We start from the raw sequence: 24,199 nt of genomic DNA on the forward strand, positions 1-24,199 counted from the left end.
GCTAGGGGGGATCGGGATTTAATAGTCAAACCACAATCTCTGACTAGACTTGAGATTAAGTTGACACCTATGCAGCGGGAGGAAATTCTCAGTCTTTAGTCAAAACATTCAACCCGCCGGGCACCCTACCCGATGTTTTGCCGGTAGTAAGGTGCGCGTCGCGCACCCTACCAGAGGCAGTTAGATTGTTACCTGAGTGAAATCGCCAGCGCTGAGAGTACCGGGTACACCGTTAAGCTTCGCTAACAATTGATTGGTACCCGTCACGCTAATCAAAGTTTGATTGCTGCTAGACGCAATGCTGAGTTGATTGAAACTCAAACCGGGAGCCAACCCAATTAAATCCTCGCCCTTGCGGAAATCAGTAATGATGTCGCTACCCAAACTTTGATTTAGGAAAAACACATCACTTCCCGAACCGCCAGTCAAAGTATCATCTCCTATATCCCCGGAAAGGAAATCGGAACCAGCACCGCCAGCAAAGAGATCGTTACCCTTACCGCCGAAAAGCGTATCGTTACCGGCGTCACCGCATAGAACATCGTTTGCATCGTTACCAAACAGTACGTCGTTGCCAATACCGCCATCGAGACTGTCGTTGTCTTTGCCGGCGTAAATCGTGTCATTTCCTGCTCCACCAAACAGCAAGTCTGTACCTTCATTACCAAACACAAGATCGTTGCCGTTGCCAGCATTAATTGTGTCATTTCCTAAGTTGCCTACCAGGTAGTCGTCGCCATCTTCACCGAGCAAGATATCGTCATCTTTGCCACCAAAAATGGTGTCGTTACCGATACCGCCGGCAACAGTATCTTTGCCCAAATCTCCCATTAAGAAGTCATTACCATCGGCGCCAAGAATAGTGTCATTATCTTTGCCACCACTGATGGTATCGTTGCCAGCACCACCTTGGATGAAATCTGTGCCGTCATTGCCGAAGATCGCGTCGTTATCTGCACCGCCGTCAATGTTGTCATTGCCGCCAAGTCCGTAGATAGTGTCGTTGCCACCAAGTCCGTTAATCGACTCGGGGATGCTGCTACCCATGATGAAATCGGCATTGTTACCCCCATTGACAGTTTTTTGGACGGGGTTGGGGGTGATGGTAGCAGGGTCGAGTTGCGGGGCATTGAGGCCATCGAGCAGGCAAGCATCGGAGGTGGGAGTGGGAGTTGGCGCGGGTGTTGGTGTCGGCGCCGGAGTTGGTGTGGGAGTGGGAGTCGGCGCGGGTGTCGGAGTTGGCGCCGGAGTTGGTGTGGGAGTGGGAGTCGGCGCGGGTGTCGGAGTTGGCGCCGGAGTTGGTGTGGGAGTTGGAGTTGGCGCGGGCGTTGGTGTCGGCGCCGGAGTTGGTGTGGGAGTGGGAGTCGGCGCGGGTGTCGGAGTTGGCGCCGGAGTTGGTGTGGGAGTGGGAGTCGGCGCCGGAGTCGGTGTCGGCGCCGGAGTTGGTGTGGGAGTTGGAGTTGGCGCGGGTGTTGGTGTCGGCGCCGGAGTTGGTGTGGGAGTGGGAGTTGGCACGACTCCATTGGTGTATTCAAAAGAGCCGCTGTCAACGATCGCCCCTGGAATAGTATCGCCATCTTGAGGGCGAGTCACGCCGCGTTGATCCAAAGCGGGTGCGCCACTTGCAACCCCTTTATCAATTGCTGGACTTCCGAGCAGCAGAGGCCTGACTAAAGCGCCGTTGATGTTTTGCAGGGGGCCGAGTTTGGGATCTGCGAGGGTCACACTTGCCGTAGCATTGACATCGCTGCCGTCATTGGGGTTTTTGGGCGGCCACTGAAAATTCCCTCCTTGATCGCTATATTGGGCGGTGACGTGTTGCTGAATTCCCCAAGGGTTTCCTCCGTTAGCCGCTGTATTGTTGGAAAGAACCGTGTTTTTGAGGGTGACATTATTGGCATCGGCGAAGATACCTCCACCAACCCAACCGGCGCTATTATCGGCGATCGTCGTGTTGACAATAGTTGTGCGTGCACCAAGAGTCATGGCACCGCCCAGTTTGTTGAAATCACCAGCAGCAAACGCGGTGGAGTTGCCAGAAAACGTGCTGTTAGTAATCGTAGCAGGGGCATTTCGCATCCACAGGCCACCACCTTGATTGTTGGCTTTGTTGCCAGCAAAGCTAGTGTTGGTAATAGTCAATCCCTGGTTGGTGCTGTCGCTCAAAACCGTTACCGCACCACCGTTTCCAGGATTTCCACCGCCGGGACTGCCTGTTAGCGCCATAACTTCGTTATTTTGGAAGGTGGTGTTTTCCAAAATTACATTGTCTTGGCTGCCCGTGAACAGATAAGCTGCACCTCCTTCACCTCGACCTTTATTGTTCTGAAATACGCTATTGGTAATCTTGATTGTGCCGGAAGCTTCATTTAGACCGCTGGCTCTGTCTGTGTAAATAGCGCCACCGTTACCCCTTAAACCAGGATTACCTTGACCTGTTGCGTAAGAGGCTGCGCTGGTGTCGTTGCCGATGAATCGCGAATTGTCAATTGTTAACTTGCCCTGAAGGCTGTTAATTGCCCCACCGTTAATTCCCTTGTTGTTGGTGAAGTCGCTGTTGGTGACAGTAAAAGCTTTGGAGCTCAAAAAGCCGATCGCACCTGCACCGCGTTCGTCATTAGCTGCGGTGGCGATGTTGCCGTTGAATTTACTGTTCGATACTGTCAGGGTATTGTTGAAATTACCGAAAATTGCCCCACCACCTTGATCGGCAACGTTGTTATTAAACTGAACGTTGTCTACTGTGAGCCTTACTTCGTCGGTTGTGCCGATCGCCCCACCTGTCCCAGTCGTTTTACCGTTGGCAAGAGTGAGATTTTTGACCGCAAAATTCGTCGCAGTCACAACGTTTGCATTGACAAAAAAGGCACGGGATGAGTTGTTACCGCTGATGGTTAAACCCGCTGCACCGGCGCCGTCAATGGTGAGGTTTTTGCCAACGGGAATATCGATTTGACCGCTGGTAAGGGCGATGGTTTGACCAGCTAGACCAGGAGCGAAGGTAATTGTGTCCCCGGCAACAGCGGAGGCGATCGCAGCTCTCAAGGAACCTGCTCCGCTATCGCTATTATTCGTGACGACGATAGTAGCTAAATCACCTTGGTAATTTGCCATCACATCGGAGTTCAAGGCTAAGGGAGATTCAATTTGACCCTTAGAAAATTCTAAATTCCAGTCGCCGTTTTTACCAGTGATGTTGGTGGATGCAGCAACGTCAGCCCCCGTTAATTCGCTTAACTTGTCAACGAAACTAGCGCCTGTCCCTGCTGCTACATCGCAACCGTAGAGACTGATGTCGGCTTCTGGAGCTAGTGAAGTCTGCCACTTTTCCAACTGGCTTTTGTATTGATCGATGTTATCTGAACCCAGAGCGGTATTACCGAGTTGCAGGCTGCCAGAACTGCCGTGAGAAATAATGTGTACCGAGTCGATCGCCCCGTTGGTAGAGGCGTAGTTTTCAATTTCAGATGTAATTTGTTGGATGCCATTTTTGGTGCTATCGAGGATTACTACCTGCTGTCCAGGTAGCACTCCCGCTGCAATTGACTCGTAATCTTCCACCCCGGAATCAATGAATACTAAGGAACGTGGGTGCAATTTTTCCAAAGAAGATTGTGAGCTGGTTTGAGCGAATGTAGAACTCATTTGTGATACTCCATTAAGGGCGTTATTGGTAGATACAGCCCAGGAGTGTTCTTATCAGTCTTATTTGAATTCATATTAACACCTATTTTGAAAATAGTGCAACATTTACCAATTAATAATTTAAATATTTTATTTTCCGGATTGTACATACTTGCGCTTGTAGTTACTCGATTTTTTGGCAAGAATTGTTGGAATATCTAATAAATGTGTGGCGCACATTCAAAAAAAATACAGCTTTTTTAAAGCCGGATTTTTCAGAATTATTAGCTGTAAATGCCGATAATTATCGGCACAAAAAAATGGGCTAAGCGTAATTTACTACTCAGCAACCCCTTTAAATTAGATTGAGTGTTTTTGTGTTTAGTCTGATATTTCGGGTATGCGGACACGGCTCAGCCTAAGTCCCTACCTGTATTTCAGCGAATTTGAGAATGAATTATATAATACCTTTTGAATGATTGCGTCAATGAAAACCAAGAATGCAAGTATAGGCCAGAGCAAAACTAGGAGCGACCTCAGTCATCCCCACTTTGAAAATCTAAAATTGTACGAGATAGGCTGCGTGGCTGGCTAGATTTTTGAAACACCAGAATACTGATACCAAGTTGGTTTTGTGGCATTTACTAAGGATCGAAACAGTCTGACATTAAGTGCCGATTAATCGATCGCACTTAAGTTGTTTGCGCGCGGGCACAGGAACTTTGCGGAGTTGGGCTGTCACTACACTACAAAGGCTATGAGAATTATTTAACGGGAGTTGATACGATCGATCGCACATTCAGTCAGATCGCACCGTCGCGCCCCATCACGCGGTTAATGACAATTCCATTGTGGCCAATCACCCTCAGCACGTTCCACAACCTCAATTACATCACTCTCCTTAGCAAACAACCGATCGCACCCGCGGCCGTTGCTGAGTGTGTCGCTATCTCGATCGGCATAACACGAACCCAGTCCGTTTTTGTCACTTAGGGAACTGTGCCTTTTTAGCAATTGGCTGTCATCTGGTTCGAGGCAATCTGAAGTGCCGCCAAAAATTGTGCAAACTTTGTCAATCTCTCTAATCAGGATAGAGGCATATTTTTGAAGTGCCGAGATAACTTGCTGGATCCCGTCAGACATAGACTTGACTAAAATTACTGCAAGCGTCGCGAAAATCCCAGAGACAAAATATCCGCCGTCATTGATGCTGGAGTCATTAAATGCAAAACTTCTGGATCCGGGATTTTGGTATTCCGAGGCGGGATTGGTTTCCGTCAAAGAAGTGAACATATTCCTTCCTCCAAAAGGGTGTTGGCTGGTAGATGTACCCTTGGAGTCAGAGCGTTGGAAACAGGCAGGAACTAGGTTGGTTTGGCTCGCGGCCATTGCACTCATCTATCAGTTTCGCCTATTTCTCTGGTGCTGCCATCCGCGATCGCACGGAATTTATGTTTTCTGTATTTTCCCAAATTAGCGATCGGTCAGTAATTACCGATAGATCCATTATCCTGTAGGTGACCGCTTCAACAAAGTGTCCTCAAAACCCCCGATTGCGATCGATCCCATCTAAAATCTCAAACCTCAAATGCTCGATCGCAGACACAAGCACTCTGATGCAAATTAGGTACGTAGTTGCGCTTGGGCGCTCTTAAACCTCAAATACTCGATCGCAGACACAAGCACTCTGATGCAAATTAGGTACGTAGTTGCGCTTGGGCGCTCTTAAACCTCAAATACTCGATCGCAGACACAAGCACTCTGATGCAAATTAGGTACGTAGTTGCGCTTGGGCGCTCTTAAACCTCAAATACTCGATCGCAGACACAAGCACTCTGATGCAAATTAGGTACGTAGTTGCGCTTGGGCGCTCTTTCAATATATAAGAGCGCTGAAGCGCAACTACGTACCTGATTGCGTACCTTATATTTAATGTGAAAGTTGCGTCTGGTTCGACAATACCACCCTTCACGAGTCTGTAGTAGAGGGCGGTTTTTTCCCCGCATTCCGGATGTTAATAATCTTGTTGAGCGCCTCGAACCAAAAACCAGCTCCCATAGAAATCGCTACGCCGCTCAGCATCCAACCAAACAATTTTCCCATCAAAGTCGGCAACAATACATTCCCCTGGGCATCTAGTTCTAACCTGTTCGGTTCGCTCCAGCCAAAAGGTAGAGCTACATTATCCAAAGCTCGATCGACCTGATTTTGAACTTTTGTGAGATTGGTTAAATTATCCAATTTTGTGTTAGCATTTTTTTCCACCAACTGCTTAGCGTACAAATTAACAGTCGATCGCAACATCGAATCCTTCGACAACCGATTAACAATAGTAATCGTATCAGCGTTAGCAGTCAGGGCGATCGCAGTTCCGAGCAAAATCGCCACCCCTCTAGAATTCCGCTTGTAAACCCCCGAAGCGCGCTCCATCGATCGATCGAACCAACCTTCAATTTCTTTCTGAAACCGCTGCAACTGCTCTTGAGTATCTCCACCGCCTGTTTCAGCGCGCTGTGCCAAAATATAAAGACTGCGTTTCAAAGATTCTGGCATACTGTCCAAGGTTTCTTGAATTTGTTTGTAAATTGGACTCTCCTGTTTCTCATCCATAATTTGCGCTACCGTATCCTGACTTTTCCTAACTTTCCTCACGGTATTTAACAAATTGCTCAAACTCGGTTGCAGTTGCGCCCGCAAAGCTGCCCGCTCAAACTCGCTATCAAAACTCGCCTTAATAAAAGCCATCTGTCTCTGAAATTCTCTTCCTCCCTGCTCGGTTTCCGGCAGATAAACCTGAGAATCGTTAATATAAAATCCCAACTTTTCTGACATCCTATCCAAACAGTTGTTCAAACTTCCCAAATCATTTTTATAATCTTCAACAACTCGATTAAACTCCGCAGTCAGCCAGCCAAATTCTTGCTCAATAATTGGTTTCTTAGACTCCGGCAGATTCAGACCCTCTCCAATGACTTGAATTTGTGCCAACTGTAAATCTTTAAATCTCTCCAGTCTGCCTTTAGAGATAGATTCCACCAAAGGAGCAATTTTTAAAGTATCCAAAAGGCTCGCAGCAAAACTATCGGCTGGAATATAAGACGGCCCTGTTGATTTATTGCCAAAAACATTCTTAGTACCAGTCATTCGGCGGTATAAATCTCCCATGCGGTGGGTAACAGAGCGAAATCCCTGTGATAGAAGACCTTTCGCTCCTTGATTCAAATCCTTGATAATCGGATTGGCATAAATCGAATTTGCCAACTGTCCGACTCGCTGCAATTGCAGCGGATCTTTGGTGCCTTCGCTGCCTCCAGAAATCAGCACCTCGATCGACTTCTTTAAATGTTCCGCCCGCCACTGCAAAACAGTAGCAATCAGTTCCTGAATTTCGGAAGCTAGCAAGCTTAAAGTCAGGTAGATAAACACTAAGCCAATTATAATATCTATGATTACAGGTAAGTTCATGGTATTGCCCCGATCGCAAATAACTGCTGTATAAGTTTACCTTCTGTTTGGGACGCTAAAAACTCTCTTAAGTTATGTCAGAAATCTTTCGATTCCTAAGCCGCAAACCGAAAACTCGCTTCAATGACAGCTTGACAGACAAACTGTGGATGCTGGCTTTTCTGTTGGCTGCGGTGCTGATTTTCGCGCTGAATCTGGGCGGCGTGGCGTTGCGGGATTGGGATGAAGGGATTGCAGCCCAGGTAAGCCGCGAAATTTGGCGCGGTAATTTAAATTGGCTGTATCCGACGATCGGCTCTATGCCTTATTTAAACAAGCCGCCGCTGGTACACTGGCTGATCGGGCTGTGTTTTAGGGCAGGTGGTGTCAGCGAATTGACGGCGAGGTTGGTACCCGCCATGCTGACGGCGGCTTCAGTACCCCTTCTTTACGCCATTGGCAGGGAGTTGTTTCCGCAGCGCTCGATCGCCATTTTTTCGGCTTTCGTCTATCTGACGCTGCTTCCGGTAGTGCGGCACGGACGTTTGGCGATGTTAGACGGAGCAGTTTTGTGTTTTTTGCTGTTTGCGATGTGGTGTTTGGTGCGATCGCGCCGCGATTTGCGCTACGCTTTGGGCGCGGGGATTGGCTTCGGACTGATTTGCCTGACGAAAGGCGTGATGTTGGGGCTGCTGCTGGGCGCGATCGGCTTTGTTTTCCTGGTTTGGGATACCCCGCGACTGCTAACTTCTGGGTATCTTTGGGGCGGATTGGCGATCGGAACTTTGCCAGTAGCAGGTTGGTATTTTGCCCAATGGCTGCACTACGGCCAAGATTTCATCAACACCAATTTAGTCAGCCAATCTTTCCGGCGCATTTCCAACACTGTAGGGAATCACAAAGGCCCGCCCTGGTATTATCTATTAGAAATTTTAGAATCAGCATGGCCCTGGCAGTTATTTTGGCTGCAAGGGCTGCGCTTGAGTTGGGAAAATCGCAAATTTCCCGGTGCCAAATTAGTATTAGTTTGGACGGGAGTATACCTGCTAGCTATTTCCGTGATGAATACCAAATTACCTTGGTATGTGTTGCCAGTTTATCCAGCTTTTGCTTTAGCAGTTGGTAGCTATCTCGCCGAAGTTTGGGAACAAATGTCAGCCCCAGAAGAATCCGCAAAAGACGAAACTGAAGAATATTTTAATGCTATATCTTTGTTACCTCATCCAGCAATTTTGATAGTAATAGCCATAGTTGGTGCCGTCGGCTGCGCCTACTTCAGTGGCTGGGTACGGCTGGGCGGACAAATTGTGTCGCCCCAGCGCGACTTGCAGTTAATGCTGATGTTTGTAGCTTTGACAATGATACAAGCCGCCGTATTGCTGCACCGCAAAGACAGACAATTTTTATTAGTTTTAATTTGGGGAACTTACGTCACGCTGTTAGTATTGTTCGCTTCCGATAACTGGGTTTGGGAACTAGGAGAGGATTATCCCGTAAAGCCGATCGCCGAAATCGTCCGCACCGGAACCCCAGCCGGCCAGCAAGTCTTTACATCTCATAAATTACCTCGTCCGTCGCTGAATTTTTACAGCCAGAGACAAGTTATCGTCGCCGACGCGCCGACGCTGCAACAGAAATGGCAAACTCTCCCTCAACCTTATTTTTTGTTAGAGAAACCTGTTCTTAAACATCTAGCCTTGAAGAATGCTGAGGTTGTCAAAACAGCCGACGATTGGGTTGTGGTAACTCGCAAATAAGCAATTTTTCCCAATTATCGTAGGGGCGGGTTCACCAACAATCAGTGCCGCTAACAGACAAAAACAATAAACCCGCCCCCGCCCAACAAACCACCTAAATCGACATTATTTTTATGCAATTTTCCCCAATTATCGTAGGGGCGGGTTCACCAACAATCAGTGCCGCTAACAGACAAAAACAATCAACCCGCCCCCGCCCAACAAATAACCTCGATCGACATCATTTTTATGCAATTTTCCCAATTCGCGTAGGGGCGGGTTCACCAACAATCAGTGCCGCTAACAGACAAAAACAATAAACCCGCCCCCACCCAACAAATAACCTAAATCGACATCTCGATCGACATCATTTTTATGCAATTTAAATGCGCCAATTCCGGTCTGGGTTCATGAAGGTTATTAGTTGGGTTGGGGCGGGTTTATAGAGATGATTGGTGAATTTAAAATTTGGTTGGCGAACCCGCCCCTACAAGATTTGGGTTAATAAGAACGATCGACCAAGTTTGACAGATAAAAAAATCTGTATCGCCTTGTATGGCAATTAAATATTCATTTTTGATTTTTTTTAGAAGAAGTAGTAGAGTTTCCAGAAAAATGTTACACTAAACAAAAGAATTAGTTAAATGATCTGCGATCGAACTATGCAACTTACCGAACAGCGATACTACTCGACCGAGGAATATCTAGCACTAGAGGAGGCTGCTGAGTGCAAAAGCGAATATATTGACGGTGAAATATTTCCTATACCAGATGTCTCTACTAATCACAATCAAATAGCGCTCAACTTTAGTACCGAACTAAATTTTGCCTTCAAAAAACTCGACTATCGAGTGTTTATGAGCGATGTCCGCTTGTGGATGCCCAAGAGGCGTATCTATACCTATCCCGATGTGATGGTAGTAGTTGGAGAGCCGGAGTATTATAATAACCGCAAGGATACGATTACCAATCCCAGGGTAATTATTGAGGTTTTTTCAGAGTCAACTAAAGGATACGATTGCGACAAAAAGTTTGAGGGATACCGCACGATTCCCACGGTTGAGGAATATTTGTTGCTCGACCAAAATCGTAAATATATCGAACATTTTTCTAAGACGGATACTAAGCGATGGTCGTTTGCTGAGTACAATGAATCGGATGAGGCGATCGCGCTTGCTTCTGTATCTTTTGAAATTTCTGTGGCAGATATCTATAATAAGGTGAATTTTGAAGAGGTAGATCGAGAAATTGCACCGGAAATAGGAGAAGTTTGATTCGGTGAATTTGTGGCAGATTTATTGGCGGGCGATCGCACTTTTTAGCGATCGAGCTTGTGAAAATCTCAGTTTTGGCTATAATAGTATTATTTTTGAAGCATACCTAATCAAAAATCATGGCAACAACAGTAAGCGTAGAACACATTGAAATGACACCGGGAATACGAGGCGGAAAACCCCGGATTGCTGGAACGAGAATCGCCGTACAGGACGTGATGGTGATGCACCTAAAAATGGGTTACTCTCTTTTAGAAATTGCTACTAAGTACGATTTGCTTGTAGCAGCAGTTTATGACGCTATGGCTTATTATTACGATCATCGCCAAGAAATTGACAAAACAATGGCAGAAGATGATGCTTTTGTGGATGAATTTATTCGTCAAAATCCAGGTAGGTTACAAGCAAAAATCAAGGAATTAAAAGGTGAGTCCGAGAATTAGGTTTCATTTAGATGAGCATATCGATCGCGATATTGCTAGGGCGTTACGTCTCTATAGCATTGATGTGACAACAACAGTGGAAGCGGGATTAAGGACTAAGATGGATGAGCAGCAGTGGTTGTTTATTCAACAACAGCAGCGAGTGCTTGTGACTCAGGATCGAGATTTTCTAGTTATGGCTGCTATGAGCAAGGATCATCCTGGTGTGGCTTACTTTAAACAGGGTAGTCGTTCGATCGGACAAATAATAGAAATGTTGATTTTGCTTTATGAAATTTACACACCTGAAGATATGGTGGGAATGGTAGAGTATTTGTGAGAGCGAAGGGCGATCGCACTTTTTGTCGTAAAGGGCGATCGCCTGTGGAACTAAACTGATTATAATTGCTAAAATAAAGCTAAACTGCTCTTTATCTATAATCAGATTATGACTGTTATTGAACAGATTTATGCGATCGTCAAAACTCTTCCCCAAAATCAAGCTAGGGAAATTCTCACTTTCGCTGAGTCTATTCGTGCCAAGTACCTGAATTGGAATCAATCCACCGACACAGTAGATGCTTTAACTCCTTGGCAGGAAGTGGTTTATTCCCTAGCTCGAACGTGGGCAGAAGACTTTCCTACTCTGGAAGAGATTCGTGCTGAGTCGGGGGAAGACATCTTGCGGGAGAGCTTTTAGATGTATATTTTGGATACAAACACATTAATCTACTACTTTAAAGGACAAGAACAAGTTTCCCAAAACCTTCTGTCAGAGTGAAAACAGCTTTATGGTGGAAAGTAGCGATAAATATCTTTCCGGTGAAGCACCCTGGCAAAAGTAACAGTTTCGCCATCAAAATAAAAACCTATTCGATAGTCGCCAACCCGAAGCCGATACGCATTATCATCACCTTTCAATTTTTTTAAGTTAACAATTGTCTGTAAATCATTACTATTTGGAATTTCCGCAAAAGCAAAATCCTTGATTTGCTCAAAGACAGGCGTACTTTTAAGAGCTTTTAAATCCTTTAAAAAACTGGGTAGATATTCGACTTTCATTCTGTTTCCAGTTCGGCAAGTGCTTGCTGTAAATTTAACGGGGTTTCATTTTTAACTTCGCCCATAGCCAATAGAAGTCCTCTATCTTCGATCGCTTCTAGGAAATACTGATAGTCGGTATAATCTAGAATAACTTGACTAATGTTGCCTTCGGCATCGAATATCAATTCTTTAGCCAGTGGATAATCTTCTATTTTCATACACTTTTATGGTGAGATGAGTTGGAAGGGAATGATGCTTCATAGGTTGAGTTTTAGTCAATTATAACAAATTAGATGTTGTTTGTCTATTCTGATTTTAAGGGCGATCGCGCTTTTTGTCGTAAGGGCGATCGCCTGTGGAACTAAACCGATTATAATTGCTAAAATAAAACTAAACTGCTCTTTATCTATAATCAGATTAAGTCTTACGCATGGAGCCCAGAAACCGGGTTTTTGCGAAAATACTTCGCCACAGCCCAAAAATTCGGTAAAAACCCGGTTTCTTTGTCGGAGCGCATCAGTCCTGCAATACTTATTCTAGGGCTTTAATGCGTTACTGACATCCCCGAATATTCCTTCTAATTCCTGACCATTCACTGGCTAAACTAGATTGACTACTAGAGATTTTCCGACCCAACATTTGAGGATTTCTTTCATAAAAAATCAGGTCGGCTTTATAGTCACATATTTTTACTTTGTCGTTGGTATTTGAAGGTGTACCGTAGTTAGAAAAGTTGGCTAGTTCTTGAATAGACATCATACTATCATTCGTGCGACCACTAATTACCCATGTAGGATAGCTATAAACTCCTGCTCTTTGGCACTGCGAATTAAATTCACCATTTCTACCATTGGGGTAGCATTCAATGTATTGAACTTGGCTGAAGGAATCTCCGAACAATTGCGCCTGTCTTCGAGTGTAAGGACACCAAGAAGCGCCATACAGCTTAGCGCCTGCTTGTTTGAGATGATAGGCTAGGGATGCGGCGGTTTGTGCGGTGGCTGGTTTGACTAGGCTGGTACAATCTATGCCAATTGCACCGATCAGGGCTAGTGTTGCTAATATTTTGAATTTTAGTTTAATCATGATTCAAGCTCTGTGAGAGGGTTGGGATTTAAGGACGGTGGTTGTGGGGATTGTTTTAGAGGGCGATCGCACTTTTTGACGTAAGGGCGATCGCCTTTCTCTGAAGCATTCTTTCAGAGGATGACACTAAGGGTTTTAAACATTTATTATCTGGCTAAGTTGGTAGTTCAAAAAGCCTCAAATCATCCTTATTCAACCATTCTCCTTTGATGACAGCCAGGTATTCACCATTTGCAATAATGGCAGTTTTCGGTTGTTCAAAAGGTACATTTCCAAAAATTTCTACACTAATTTGACTGATATTTAAACCGTTGGTTAAACCAATGCTACTGATACCTCGAATATCGTCTGTTCTGCCAAAAAGCACTAAAAGACCGGCCCGAAAGTCCTCAATGATATCAACTTTATCTCGATTGGCTTTATCTGTAATAGGCAAGCCCGTACCAGGTGCCAACAGAAATAAACTCTTACCCAAACCGCCGATTAGGATGTCTTGTTCTTTGTCCAATCCACCGAAAAGAACATCATCCCCATCGCCACCATCTAATGTGTCTGAGCCTGTTCCACCAGTGAGTATGTCAATGTCACCACCGCCCCTTATTGAGTCGTTGCCCTTTCCGCCTTCAAGTACATCTTTTCCAGAATCAAATAACCCATCACCGCCTATCAGCGTATCGTTACCTGCTCCACCATCGAGAGTGTCATCACCGCTGTCACCATTAATTTCGTCATTACCAGAATCGCCAAAGATTTTGTCGTTTCCTGAGCCTGTGAAAATTGGGTTACCACCTCCAAATAAACCAAAAAGGTTACTACCGTCTAGCTTGTTGTTTCCAACGTTGTCTATAAAAGTGCCGTAGACAATATCATCGTCATTGCCTGATTTATTTTTCTGAACTAATAAAATAGGTTCAGGAAGGCCTTCTACTCCTTTAGGGGAATTAAGTGCTAAAACTCCTTCATGGACGTTTCCTGGTGGCAGTGGAAAACCATAAGCATCGATTTTTATAGTATCATCAACAAATGGTTGAGAATTGAGCAAACGTTCGCCAATTATTCCAGGGTTTTCAATTAAATTTCTGAAAGCATCTACAACCCAACCATGTTCGCTAGCAGCGTCGCGACGCCCCAATCCAAAATCCATTTGAAATGACTCTTCTGCTTGACTAGCAAATGTTTGATTTCCTGCTAAACTTCTGCTGCCTACAAACGCTCTGGAAAAATCAGCTACTTGATCGAAACGTTGGGGAGCATCTGACTTATCGTTTCTACCATCTACATCATAGTTACCGAATCCGAGTGTTTGCAAGTTCAAGATACCTAGTGATGCTGGATCGAGAGCAGTTAAAGTTTTAACACCTGTTCCCGGACTTCCTTGCTTCTGTTTGTATATCGAACCAATTTCCGCACTGAGTAAGGAGCCAAGACTGTGACCAATCAAATTTAGACTTTGGCTTGCTTTATTTGCATCAATTCCTAAAGATTCGAGAATTTCTACTGTCTTTTCAGCCACAGGTCTAATCCACTGGGCAGCAATTAAATTTCCTCCTTCCACGGCAGCAAATAAGTCTGAAACATCCTTATTTTTTTTACCATTATAAGATGCTTGTTGCCAATTTAAAAATAGAACTGTATCATTCTTTTTTAGGTTAGCAATAGATTTTGCTAGCTTAAAGGTTTTTCCGTCAGGGCCATCGTTCCAACCGTGCGTAACTAACCAGGTTTGTCCTTGCTGGGAAGGCGTTGGCGACACAGGCTTTGAATCGTTCGGCAAAACATATTGAATATCAATAAGGCGTTTTGCAGGATTCTCTACGATGCTTTTATCTCCTACCTTAAAATCTTGACGCAACGTTCCGTAGGGACTGTTTTTAAGAGATGTAGAAGCATCATTCAAAAGTGTTGTTACGTTATTAATTAGAGGATCTACTTGGATTGTAACAGGATCGAGTAATTCTTCTAGTTTAATTTTACCCGCGACGATCCCATTCAAAGTTGTATCTATCCCTGTTTTTAGTAAATTTTTTATGGGAGATAGAGAAAAATCTGCATCAACTTCTCGTTGTAAATTAGGAACTCGCTCTGTTCGGATATTAATCTTCGTGTCGCCAAAACCAAGAGCCCGCAAGTTCAAAGTATCATTACCACCTTTACCATCAGACTTTAACTTCACCCTGAAAGTCAGCTTTTGTCCTGGCAAAACGTCAGTAAACTTAGGCGGTGTAATCTCCTTCACATAACCGAATTCATCACTAACAGGAACAACATTAATTTCTCTTCCAACTACGTCTAACCCTGTGGCGATCGCATCCACCAAATTAGAACTATCGGATTTTAATTCTACCACAGAACCAAATCCCAATCCATCACCATCGCTGTCATCAACCAAGTCTCTGTAAGTGGCAACTTGATCCTTGGTGACAGCAAAAACTGGTACAAGATTAGCATTAATCAATGCTTGTCGAACCTGGGGAACAGATGGATAATCTTCTCCAGTTCCCGGCGGATTTCCATCAAGAATTGTGTCGAGATTATTGGACTTGGTAATGCCAGCTTTTCTCCCATCGCCAGCCTGATGAAATTCTGCATCCGTTGCTACAACAACAACACGGCGAGCACTGTCACGGAAACCAATTTCACTTTGACTGCGAAGTGCCGTTTGTAGTAGTCCTTCTAGCTGTGCTTCCGGCCCATCAAATTCTCCGCCACTTCCGTCACGAACAGTTAAGTTATTTACTGTTGATTGTATGGCTGTTGCATCAGTAGTCTGTTGCTGATTTAGACGATAGACATAATCACCACTTATTCCAAATGGAGCTATAGGTTTATCTGTGAAAGAAGCCACTCCAAATGTACTGTCTGGTTGGCGCTTCTGCAATGCACTGACTAAGTTTGGTACTAGCCTGCGTACAGTAGGCAAATCGTCATCAAACGAACCTGAAAGGTCTTGCAGCAGAAAAACATCAAGCGGTAGCTGATTAGTAACTACTGAAGCACTCCGATCGCCATTTTCTTCTATACTGCGAACCGATCTAATAGGCTCTGAACCATCCCCAGGCACCGTGACTGTTATTTCTAAAGTAATTTCGCTACCTGGTGGCAAAAACACATCGATCGTATCTGCTGACAAAATTGTTCCGGGAGTGCTCGACAGTACCTCTCCTTTCTTAATTTGAATACCAGATGCTCCCCCAATTCGATCGCTAATACCCTTGACAAGCGTATCAAAAACCCCCGCTCCCGTTCCAGGATTTATCGCAATTCGCGATCCATCCGCCGTGAAACCAAAAAGCTTCTCGCCCTCAAACATCAATGCTAAAATATTACTAAAGCCAATATCGCCAATTTTGGCTGCTTCACCAGTTAGAGACACTGCATACAAACTATCGCTTGTCGCCCCCTTCGATGTCGCTAAAAATCGATTATTCGGAGCATCAAATGCCAAGTCCCCACTGCTATTGAATCCAGCAGATTCCAAGTTGGCGATTAAATATGCTCCCGCATTAGTGGTATTAATCGCGTATAAGTTAGAATCCCCAGCCGCATAAAGGATATCATTTGCAAATTCTAGAGCATTAATGTTGACACCCGCAGGAAGGCCGCCAACAAATGAAGTTAAACCCGATACTGGATCGATTTTGAATAACTGAGTAGGCGTAATTCCGAAAATCGTCCCGTCTTTAGCAACAGCGATGTCGGAGAAACTGAAGGTACTAGCAATTTGGGTGAATTTTGCTGACGGATCGATCGTTCCAACTTGTCCGCTTAGTCCGTCGAAGGTCGAAATGAAAGACGAACTGGCCCCTAACTGGCTAGCACTGCGGGTATCCGAAGCATAGGACAAGATTCGATCGCCCTTAATCTCTTCCTCCAGAGGTGCGATCGCACTTACATCCACTGAACTACCCAACAACACATCATCTTTTAGTAACTGCATAATCCCATCTCCTCAAAAATATAGTTGCGTCAAAACCAGCAAAGCCCGCCTAGCAAGCTTTCCTAAATATCTATCAGGACGTTCATCTGCTTTTTATGCAAATTGCCCTATTCTTGTAACAAAACTTTACATTGCTCCCAACAGCAGATAAGCTGTATGCCCGATCGCCCTCAAATGCACCATCAAACCTAGCTGATAGCCAAGCACATCATTTCACATTACTCCACAATCCTGAATCTGCAAAGGCTAAACGGCTCACCATTTGGCTCAGCATCAAAGGCTCATTTGGCTCATTTGTCTCATTTGGCTCACTTCTCGGCTCACCAGATCGTGTAACATTCTTGACTAACGCAGAGTTTCCGTAGGGGAGTACCAATGGCTGGTTTGCTCAGAGCATCCGAAGAAGGGCTAAAAATCATTGACATGGTAAGACGCAATCTCGGATGGAATAAAACTGAGGATACTTGGTGTGTTGCCGCTTTAGTTTCAACAGCTACCTTAAAGCGGTTTTGGGCGAAAATAGGAATTAGACGAGAGAACTTTATCAATATTTGCAAAGCAGTAGAAATAGAAAACTGGGAATACATTGCTGAAGGCTACAAAATTCAGAAAACAGAACCACTTTTAGCAGCCGCGATCGCAGATATCCCCCTAGACAACCAAACCGATCGCACTTTCCCCCTCCCAGAAAACTTACCCCCCGTCAGAAATTGGGTACAGCGCACCAAAGAAATCGACATCTTAAAAACTACGATCATTAACTCAGATATCACCACCATCTCAATTGTCGGATTACCCGGAATCGGCAAAACCACCCTCGTCAGCCAACTAATTCGCCAACTCCACACCGAAAAAACCCCCTTCACCAGCGCCGCTTGGCAATCCTTGGAATCCGCAACAGGCAAAGCACCCCCATGCGATCGCACAATTGACTCCCTCCTATTCACCCTCTCCAACGGCGACATCACCACCGCCACCAACGCTCAAAATGACTGCGGCAAAAAAACCGAAAATCTGCTCAAAATCCTCAGAGACAAACCTTGCTTGCTCGTTTTCGATCGCGCCGACACACTTTTGCAAGCAGGAGAAGCAAAAACGGCTGGTTATTTCGCGGGCGATCGTGCAGAATATACTTGGTTATTCAAACAGCTATTAGAAACAGAACATCAAAGCAAAATCATCTTCACCAGTCGCGAAAGCTTAGCCGAATTGCCGCCAACTGTCACCCGCGAAATCCAGCTCAACGGATTGGAGCCAGATAGCGCAATTTCCCTGTTGCAATCCTTTAACCTGACTGCAAATCCAGAGGAATTAGCGAAAATGGGCGATCGCTATTCTGGACATCCCAAAGCTTTACAACTCGTCGCAGCCTTGATTCGAGACGATACCGAATTTCAAGGAAATGTCGGGATGTTTTTACACCAGAGAGACTGGTTGCTGGTTCGAGATATTGAGAGATTAATTGATGAAATCCTAGCGCGTCTGGGCGACGGCGAGCAAACTTGTCTCAGCCGAATTTCTGTCTATCAAACCTCAGATTATCCCCTATCTTTTGCCGGCATTAGCGCTCAAATGCCAGAAGTCAGCAAGTATGAGCTTAAAGAAAATATTATCCTTGCACTGAAGCGCCTACAATTGCTATATTACGATCGCCATCTCAAATCCTATCAGTTGCATCCGCTAGTCCGAGAAAAGGGCGAACACCTGCTAAGTCAAAATCCCGAAGATTTCCGTACCGCGCACGATCGAGCTTATAATTATTATATCAGCATTCCGCTCAAACCAAAATCGGCATGGCAAAATATCGAGGATATTCAGCCGTTAATCAGAGCGCACTATCATGCACGTCAGGCGGGAAATTTAGATGCGGCAAATGCGATTATTTCTGAAGTTTGTGAGTATTTGCGACAGTGGAATTGTGCAGACTTGGTGTGTGGAAATATAGAGTTGCCATTGTTAACGGAGGTTAAAAACATAAATCTGTAGGGGCGGGTTCACCGAAAATAATTGCCAAAAACCCACAATTTCATAAACCCGCCCTCACGCCACCATCAATCCCAATCTACCTCTTTCAAAATAATGATTTTGTGGATTTTCTGTTAAAATAATTGATAGATATGACAGTAGTAGGGTGCGTCAGCCAATTCTCGATACCCGCCTCAAAATTATGCTACGAGCTGACGCACCCTACAATATTTAACTTTTTTAAAATGGTACAATCACTGCAACTAAGAGGGCTGAAGCCCAACAACGTACCTTATGCTGTTTATCGCGTAGATTTGCCGGATTCAGATTAATTGTTTTGCATTTTCTAGCTGTATTCCCGTTCGATTTTCAATGCCGTTTCGACTCTTTGATACTCGGCCTCAACTTGTTGTAAAAGGCCGGAGTCCAGCCCAGATAAAGGCTTATTTGCCTCTGTCCCCATCCGGCCCATGATTTCTAGTTCCTCGCACAACTCAAACAAGCGAAAAGCACCGAGAGTACCGCTAATCGATTTCAAAGAGTGAGCAGTTCGCCGCAAAGCTAGCGGATCGGCGTTTGACAGAGCCGCAGAGATGTCTTGCAGCAGTTCGGGGGCTGTTTCGAGGTAAATGTCGATCGCCTCTTCCAAAGCTTCGACATCTCTCAGTCCCTCTATAATCTTGGCACTCAGACAATCGCCGTTTTCTGACAAAGTTCGATCGACATTTGATGCACCCCACCTGACAGCGGAGGATGAATTGGCCATTGTCACTTGTTGATTTTCCACAGCCGCATTCGTTAGCGCAGCCCTCGAAGAGGATCGCACTTCTAAGTCACTTGTTCCTCCTATCTGTTCAATCTGCGAGCTCACACAAAAAATCGGCTGCGGACAATCGAATTCCCCATTTGAGCGAGATTTACACGCGCTCAAAGCTCGAACCAACTCCTCAATCTCGATCGGCTTGCTCAAATAGTCGTCCATCCCCGCAGCCATGCACTCTTCGCGATCGCCCCGCATCGCATTTGCCGTCATCGCCACAATCCAAGGCCTCGTCCATTTTAAATTTTGGATTGTGGATTTTGAATTGTTAGATTGCTCATCACTACATTCAGGATTATTGTTAGATTGCTCATCACTAAATTTGGGATTTTCGATTTGGGATTTGCCATTGTTAGATTCTCCGTCAGTTATTGAAACTTCTGATTCTTCCCTGCTATTTTCTAAATTCAAAGCTGCTGAAAATGCCTCGCGGATGCGGCGGGTAGCTTCCAAACCGTCCATTTCCGGCATTTGCACGTCCATCAGCACAACATCGTAGGGCTGGCGGTGCAAGGCTTCGAGCACTTCCATACCGTTTCCTGCCACATCCGCCCGATACCCCATCCGCTGCAAAATTTGCAAAGCCACCTTCTGATTCACCAAATGATCGTCAGCCAACAGAATCCGCAGCGGTAAATTCTCGGCCAGCACGGGTATGCTTTGCAATAAAGGCCCGCTGGTTCGCTGCACTCTAATTTCAGCAGTCTGTTTCCCAAAAATATTGATTAAAACATTGTAAAGCTGAGATTGTTTGATCGGCTTGTTCAAAAAAGCAGCAAAATCCACCTCAATCGCAGGGGTGTTAATTTCTTGTCTGCCGATCGAAGTTAGCATCACTAACGGCAACTTTTGGCACTCGGGATACAGGCGAATTTCCGCAGCTAAAGCCAACCCGTCCATATGTGGCATTTGCATATCCAAAATTGCCAAGTCAAACACCTCTTTAGCCGCGATCCAATCTAAAGCCAAACGAGCCGAAGCTGAAGCCCTAGGCACCATTCCCCAAGACTGAGCTTGGAGAGTCAAAATTTGGCGGTTGGTTGCATTGTCATCGACTATTAAGACTCGCTTCCCAGTTAATTCAGGTTGAGTAGTGCTCAAATTAACTGGTAAGGAACTGTTGCAGCCAGAAACGATCGTGCTGAAATAAAAAGTAGAGCCCGCGGATTGGGGATTTTGGTCGATCGGCTCGCTGCTGAGTAAAGATTTGCTAGAGCCATATTTTTCGGCAATTTCGCAAGATTCTTCACCTGCGATCTCAAAAACTGCCACTTTAAAATCTCCCGGAGGATTGCCAGCCAGACAACCCATACTTTGCACCCACATCCTGCCGCCCATCATTTCGGCCAAACGCTTGCTAATTGCTAAGCCCAATCCCGTACCGCCGTACTGCCTGCTCGTTGAAGAATCAACCTGACTGAAAGATTTAAACAACCGATCCATGCGATCGCACGGAATGCCGATACCAGTATCTTTAACCGCAAATTGTATTTCGTATACTTTGTGAATTGCTCGCGGTTCGCCATTAATTGCTGGCAGTTCTTGAGCGTGGATCGTGGACACTGCAAGCTTTTTGGCAGTCACCGAAACCACCACTTCTCCAGATTCAGTAAATTTAACAGCATTGCTGAGCAAGTTGATTAAAATTTGCCTCAAGCGGGCGCTGTCACCAAGCGCTGTTGGTGGTACGGAGCGATCGATCAAGTAACCCAATTCCAGTTTTTTTTGTGCCGCCTTAGCAGCTACCAAATCGAGAGATTCTTCAATACAAGTGCGGATGTCAAACGGATGTTCCTCCAAGTCCAATTTGCCCGACTCAATTTTCGAGAAATCTAGAATATCGTTGATCAGCGTCAGCAAAGCATCGCCACTGCTGCGGATAGTTTCTACAAAATCGCGCTGTTCCTGACTTAATCGGGTATCCAGCAGTAAACCTGTCATGCCGATGACTCCATTCATAGGAGTGCGAATTTCGTGGCTCATGGTGGCCAAAAATTCGCTTTTGGCTTTGGTAGCAGCCAGTGCTTCGTCGCGAGCTTTTGCCAAATCTACGCCTGTTTGCTGGCGTTCTAATTCGCTGCCCACCCACTGAGCCATCAGTTTCACCAACTCTCTATCTACAGCTCGGAACGGTTCTGTCAGAGGAGTCGGAGCAAAGAAGCATAGAGTGCCGTAAACTTCACCTGCCACGGTGACGGCAGTGCCCATGTAAGCTTCGATGTTGAAGGCAGGATTGGGAGTATTGAAACACAAACCCGAAAACCTCACCGACTCAAAGTACATCGGTTCTTTTGCCATTGCTGTAGCCACGCAAAAGGTTTTTTCCAGATCGTAGATTTGTGATTTGTCGATCGACTCATCGGGACATTCAACAGCAATTATTTGATAGTTGTCGCCTTGAATGTGCGACAAAATTCCCACGGAAAGGCCTAAATGTCGGCATCCCATTGCCAGCAGTTCTTGGAGGCGCAAATCAAAGGTAGAAAGGCGGCCCTGCGGGTCTGTACGGGGAGCAGAAGTCACTTGGTACAAAGCTTTAATTGCAGCTTCGCTTTCTCGGAGTTCTTGTTCTGTTTGCTTGCGGACGCTGATGTCGCGGGAAACGCCGATAATTTCTTGCACCGAGCCCGTTTCGGGATCGCGGATCGTGCGGCTGGTGGTTTCAAACCAAATGTAATTGCCGTCTTTGCAGCGGATCCGGTAGCTGACGGTGTAAGTAATTGGCAGCGCCAGGACTTTCGAGTGAGCTTTGGCGACGGTTTCTACATCGTCCGGGTGAAAATAATGGTTGGGGAGGCCGCCGATCAGTTCGGAAGGTTCGTATCCCAGCAAAGCTTTGCTGGCGGGCGAGACGTAGAGAAACACGCCTTTGGGGTTGTGTCTGGTAATCATGTCGGTTGAGTTTTCTGCCATCAACCGATAGCGGTCTTCGCTCCTTAAGCGTTCGACTTGAGAATTGCCCAATGCTTCTAGCATTTGGTTGATGGTGTCGGCCAAACTGCTGAGTTCATCGCCTCCTGCCATTTGAACGCGCAAGTCTGGATCGCCGTTGGCTGCGATGTTGCTGACGCTAGTGCTCAAGTCCGCCAATCTCGCCAAGACTAAATTTTCTAACAACAGCAGGGCGATCGCGCTAAATATTAAACCTACTGCCAATATCGAGAAAGTAAAGAGTTCTAGGGTAGCCTGACCTTGCCTAGAGATTACCCGGTCTACTTCTACTCGCAGCAGCAGCGCTAGCTTGCCCCGGATGTCCCGAATCAGGGCGTATCCTGCGACTACGCTGTCGCTGAGCGGCTCGATTAAAATTTCTACTGATTTGAGGTTGGAAATTTTGAGTTTGAGATTGTCCAAATCCTGCCTGGAGCGAGCCAGCACCTTAGCGCCTGGCCCGGAGTAGTTCGTGGCTCCCACTTTAAAATCTAAACTCGGCAATCTAAAATCCACTGACAGGTGAGTCAGTTCCGAAAGCAAACCAATTTCGGTGTTGTCGAGGTAGCGTGCCAGGATCAGCGTCCCCCGCGGCGGGCCTTGAGCGTTGCTGTTGACGATCGGTTTTGAGGCTATCAGCAGCGTGGCTTCTGGCAGGGTGACGACGCCTGTTTTGGCGGGGTACCCCTCCTCAGAACTTGTCTGGGACTCGATCAGCGCCTCGGTCAAGTGCTGTTGCAAGCTTGCCGGAATTGGGATTTCGGTTTTGGATTTCAGGTCAAAACCTTTGCTGAAGATGGTCTTACCGTCGGAGTCCAGCAGCACCAATAAGTTTAATCTCAAGTAAACAAATGTCGTATTGACGAAATTTGACTTGATAAATTCCTGGTCCCGTGTATCGACAAAAGAGTACGTATCATCCCACTCGGCGTAATCTTGGGCGCTGGTGTCTAAATTCGACAAGTCATCATCTAAGGCATCCAAAGCCCGCGCGACATCCTGGCGGACGTACTGTGCCTCCAGGTTGTTAAAATCGTGCAGCAAAATGGTTGATGCAGTGGCATAGAGAACCACAATCAGGCTGATCAGAGCTGCACCGATGATTAATAGTGTTTTTTTTCGGAGTTGCATGGCGTCGGCCTCCTCACGGTGTTACTAAGCAAGTAGCCTGGGGAGGTTGGAGACGTAGGTTGTTTAGCATTGGCGATCGCACGGCCTGCGTGTTTTGACTGTTGTGGGCGGATTTGCAAAAGCCCTCGGTATTTCCAAGGTATCGGGTATGTCGCCCCCCACAGTCAGTGTAGTATTTTCACAGCTTTAGCTAGTTCGGCGGGAATCCCCACATCATATCGTTTACAGATTGGTGTGGGATGAAAGCCAGGTTTGTTGAGGTGGGATGGTTGACCGATTCCGTAGGCGTAGCCTGTCCGAAGGACATAGGACAGGAAGACCATCACCGCCGAAACAAACAATCTTTGATATAATTGAACTACAGACAGCATAAACGCGGAGGGCGATTGTGAAAACCAAGCAGTCAATTCCGCGATCGCCAAGCGGGCAAAGTAGCTAGTAATGATTGTCACGCCATAATTGGGTCTTGGAAGGACTTAGCCCTTGGAGGGAATGTAAGTCCAACAGAATTACGGAGTTCGCTTTGGCGATTCCCGATGAATTGGGAAGCCTAGACCATACCCCTTTGCGGTTGGTGTAGGTAGTTCACTGCAATGATATAATATTGGCATGGAAAAGCAAGTGTTGACGATAGTTTGTAAGATTAACCCCACTCCTGAACAGGTTGCCAAAATAGAGACAACCCTCCAGGCGTTTGCGGATGCTTGCAACTACATCAACGAGGTCGTAGAACCCAAGATTACCCACAACGTAACCATTCAAAACCAGGTTTACGGTGAGGTGAG

At 45.8% G+C, this 24,199-nt stretch carries 15 protein-coding genes; 6 read left to right on the top strand and 9 right to left on the bottom strand.

Going from position 1 to position 24,199, the window contains the following annotated elements; all coding sequences use genetic code 11:
- Positions 1 to 180: 180 nt before the first annotated feature.
- The 3 genes from QZW82_RS26595 to QZW82_RS26605 form a co-directional block, all read right to left on the bottom strand.
- Positions 181 to 3,645 carry a DUF4347 domain-containing protein gene (locus tag QZW82_RS26595; protein WP_293155405.1) on the bottom strand — a complete coding sequence of 1,155 codons (3,465 nt, stop codon included), beginning with the start codon at positions 3,643 to 3,645 and terminating at the stop codon, positions 181 to 183.
- A gap of 813 nt (positions 3,646 to 4,458) precedes the next feature.
- Positions 4,459 to 5,022 (bottom strand): hypothetical protein, encoded by a 564-nt coding sequence (locus QZW82_RS26600; RefSeq protein ID WP_293155408.1) that lies wholly within the window; start codon positions 5,020 to 5,022, stop codon positions 4,459 to 4,461.
- A gap of 570 nt (positions 5,023 to 5,592) precedes the next feature.
- Positions 5,593 to 7,089 (bottom strand): hypothetical protein, encoded by a 1,497-nt coding sequence (locus QZW82_RS26605; protein WP_293155411.1) that lies wholly within the window; start codon positions 7,087 to 7,089, stop codon positions 5,593 to 5,595.
- Positions 7,090 to 7,163: 74 nt separating this feature from the next.
- Between QZW82_RS26605 and QZW82_RS26610 the strand changes: the two genes are divergently transcribed.
- The 5 genes from QZW82_RS26610 to QZW82_RS26630 all read left to right on the top strand — a co-directional run bounded on the left by QZW82_RS26610 (position 7,164) and on the right by QZW82_RS26630 (position 11,200).
- The gene (locus QZW82_RS26610) at positions 7,164 to 8,825 is read left to right on the top strand and encodes a glycosyltransferase family 39 protein (RefSeq protein WP_293155414.1); all 1,662 of its coding nucleotides are present in this window, start codon (positions 7,164 to 7,166) and stop codon (positions 8,823 to 8,825) included.
- 641 nt (positions 8,826 to 9,466) lie between these two features.
- Complete coding sequence (locus QZW82_RS26615; protein ID WP_293155417.1) at positions 9,467 to 10,078, top strand: Uma2 family endonuclease; 612 nt, start codon at positions 9,467 to 9,469, stop codon at positions 10,076 to 10,078.
- 119 nt (positions 10,079 to 10,197) lie between these two features.
- The gene (locus QZW82_RS26620; protein WP_363318917.1) at positions 10,198 to 10,521 is read left to right on the top strand and encodes a DUF433 domain-containing protein; all 324 of its coding nucleotides are present in this window, start codon (positions 10,198 to 10,200) and stop codon (positions 10,519 to 10,521) included.
- Complete coding sequence (locus QZW82_RS26625) at positions 10,505 to 10,840, top strand: DUF5615 family PIN-like protein (protein ID WP_293155420.1); 336 nt, start codon at positions 10,505 to 10,507, stop codon at positions 10,838 to 10,840. The genes QZW82_RS26620 and QZW82_RS26625 overlap by 17 nt, the downstream gene beginning before the upstream one ends.
- Positions 10,841 to 10,948: 108 nt before the next feature.
- Positions 10,949 to 11,200, top strand: coding sequence for a DUF2281 domain-containing protein (locus QZW82_RS26630; RefSeq protein WP_293155423.1), 252 nt, complete (start codon positions 10,949 to 10,951; stop codon positions 11,198 to 11,200).
- 89 nt (positions 11,201 to 11,289) lie between these two features.
- Here QZW82_RS26630 and QZW82_RS26635 read toward each other — a convergent pair whose 3' ends face one another.
- The 4 genes from QZW82_RS26635 to QZW82_RS26650 form a co-directional block, all read right to left on the bottom strand.
- Complete coding sequence (locus QZW82_RS26635) at positions 11,290 to 11,562, bottom strand: type II toxin-antitoxin system RelE/ParE family toxin (protein ID WP_106150286.1); 273 nt, start codon at positions 11,560 to 11,562, stop codon at positions 11,290 to 11,292.
- Entirely contained in the window at positions 11,559 to 11,762 is a 204-nt protein-coding gene (locus tag QZW82_RS26640) for a hypothetical protein (protein ID WP_236505969.1), read from the bottom strand. Before QZW82_RS26640 ends, QZW82_RS26635 begins: the two co-directional genes overlap by 4 nt.
- A 334-nt stretch (positions 11,763 to 12,096) precedes the next feature.
- The gene (locus QZW82_RS26645; RefSeq protein ID WP_293155434.1) at positions 12,097 to 12,630 is read right to left on the bottom strand and encodes a hypothetical protein; all 534 of its coding nucleotides are present in this window, start codon (positions 12,628 to 12,630) and stop codon (positions 12,097 to 12,099) included.
- Between the two features lie 154 nt (positions 12,631 to 12,784).
- Positions 12,785 to 16,567 carry a VWA domain-containing protein gene (locus tag QZW82_RS26650; protein ID WP_293155436.1) on the bottom strand — a complete coding sequence of 1,261 codons (3,783 nt, stop codon included), beginning with the start codon at positions 16,565 to 16,567 and terminating at the stop codon, positions 12,785 to 12,787.
- Positions 16,568 to 16,942: 375 nt separating this feature from the next.
- On the opposite strand from QZW82_RS26650, the gene QZW82_RS26655 reads away from it, so the two are divergent.
- Positions 16,943 to 18,553, top strand: a complete 1,611-nt coding sequence (locus QZW82_RS26655) for an NB-ARC domain-containing protein (protein ID WP_293155439.1) — start codon at positions 16,943 to 16,945, stop codon at positions 18,551 to 18,553.
- A 325-nt stretch (positions 18,554 to 18,878) separates the two neighbouring features.
- Here the strand turns inward: QZW82_RS26655 and QZW82_RS26660 are convergent, their stop codons facing one another.
- On the bottom strand, positions 18,879 to 23,414 hold the full coding sequence (locus QZW82_RS26660) for a response regulator (RefSeq protein WP_293155442.1): 4,536 nt from the start codon (positions 23,412 to 23,414) through the stop codon (positions 18,879 to 18,881).
- A gap of 164 nt (positions 23,415 to 23,578) precedes the next feature.
- Positions 23,579 to 23,866, bottom strand: coding sequence for a hypothetical protein (locus QZW82_RS26665; protein WP_293155445.1), 288 nt, complete (start codon positions 23,864 to 23,866; stop codon positions 23,579 to 23,581).
- Positions 23,867 to 24,199: the final 333 nt, after the last annotated feature.

The organism is Microcoleus sp. bin48.metabat.b7b8b9.023 (assembly GCF_013299185.1).
Classification (GTDB): domain Bacteria; phylum Cyanobacteriota; class Cyanobacteriia; order Cyanobacteriales; family Microcoleaceae; genus Microcoleus.

Coding starts and splice junctions, on each gene's coding strand:
- QZW82_RS26635 (WP_106150286.1), bottom strand. CDS start 11,562: ATGAAAGTCGAATATCTACCCAGTTTTTTAAAGGATTTAAAAGCTCTT.
- QZW82_RS26655 (WP_293155439.1), top strand. CDS start 16,943: ATGGCTGGTTTGCTCAGAGCATCCGAAGAAGGGCTAAAAATCATTGAC.
- QZW82_RS26600 (WP_293155408.1), bottom strand. CDS start 5,022: ATGAGTGCAATGGCCGCGAGCCAAACCAACCTAGTTCCTGCCTGTTTC.
- QZW82_RS26660 (WP_293155442.1), bottom strand. CDS start 23,414: ATGCAACTCCGAAAAAAAACACTATTAATCATCGGTGCAGCTCTGATC.
- QZW82_RS26605 (WP_293155411.1), bottom strand. CDS start 7,089: ATGAACTTACCTGTAATCATAGATATTATAATTGGCTTAGTGTTTATC.
- QZW82_RS26640 (WP_236505969.1), bottom strand. CDS start 11,762: ATGAAAATAGAAGATTATCCACTGGCTAAAGAATTGATATTCGATGCC.
- QZW82_RS26595 (WP_293155405.1), bottom strand. CDS start 3,645: ATGAGTTCTACATTCGCTCAAACCAGCTCACAATCTTCTTTGGAAAAA.
- QZW82_RS26615 (WP_293155417.1), top strand. CDS start 9,467: ATGCAACTTACCGAACAGCGATACTACTCGACCGAGGAATATCTAGCA.
- QZW82_RS26650 (WP_293155436.1), bottom strand. CDS start 16,567: ATGCAGTTACTAAAAGATGATGTGTTGTTGGGTAGTTCAGTGGATGTA.
- QZW82_RS26610 (WP_293155414.1), top strand. CDS start 7,164: ATGTCAGAAATCTTTCGATTCCTAAGCCGCAAACCGAAAACTCGCTTC.
- QZW82_RS26630 (WP_293155423.1), top strand. CDS start 10,949: ATGACTGTTATTGAACAGATTTATGCGATCGTCAAAACTCTTCCCCAA.
- QZW82_RS26645 (WP_293155434.1), bottom strand. CDS start 12,630: ATGATTAAACTAAAATTCAAAATATTAGCAACACTAGCCCTGATCGGT.
- QZW82_RS26620 (WP_363318917.1), top strand. CDS start 10,198: ATGGCAACAACAGTAAGCGTAGAACACATTGAAATGACACCGGGAATA.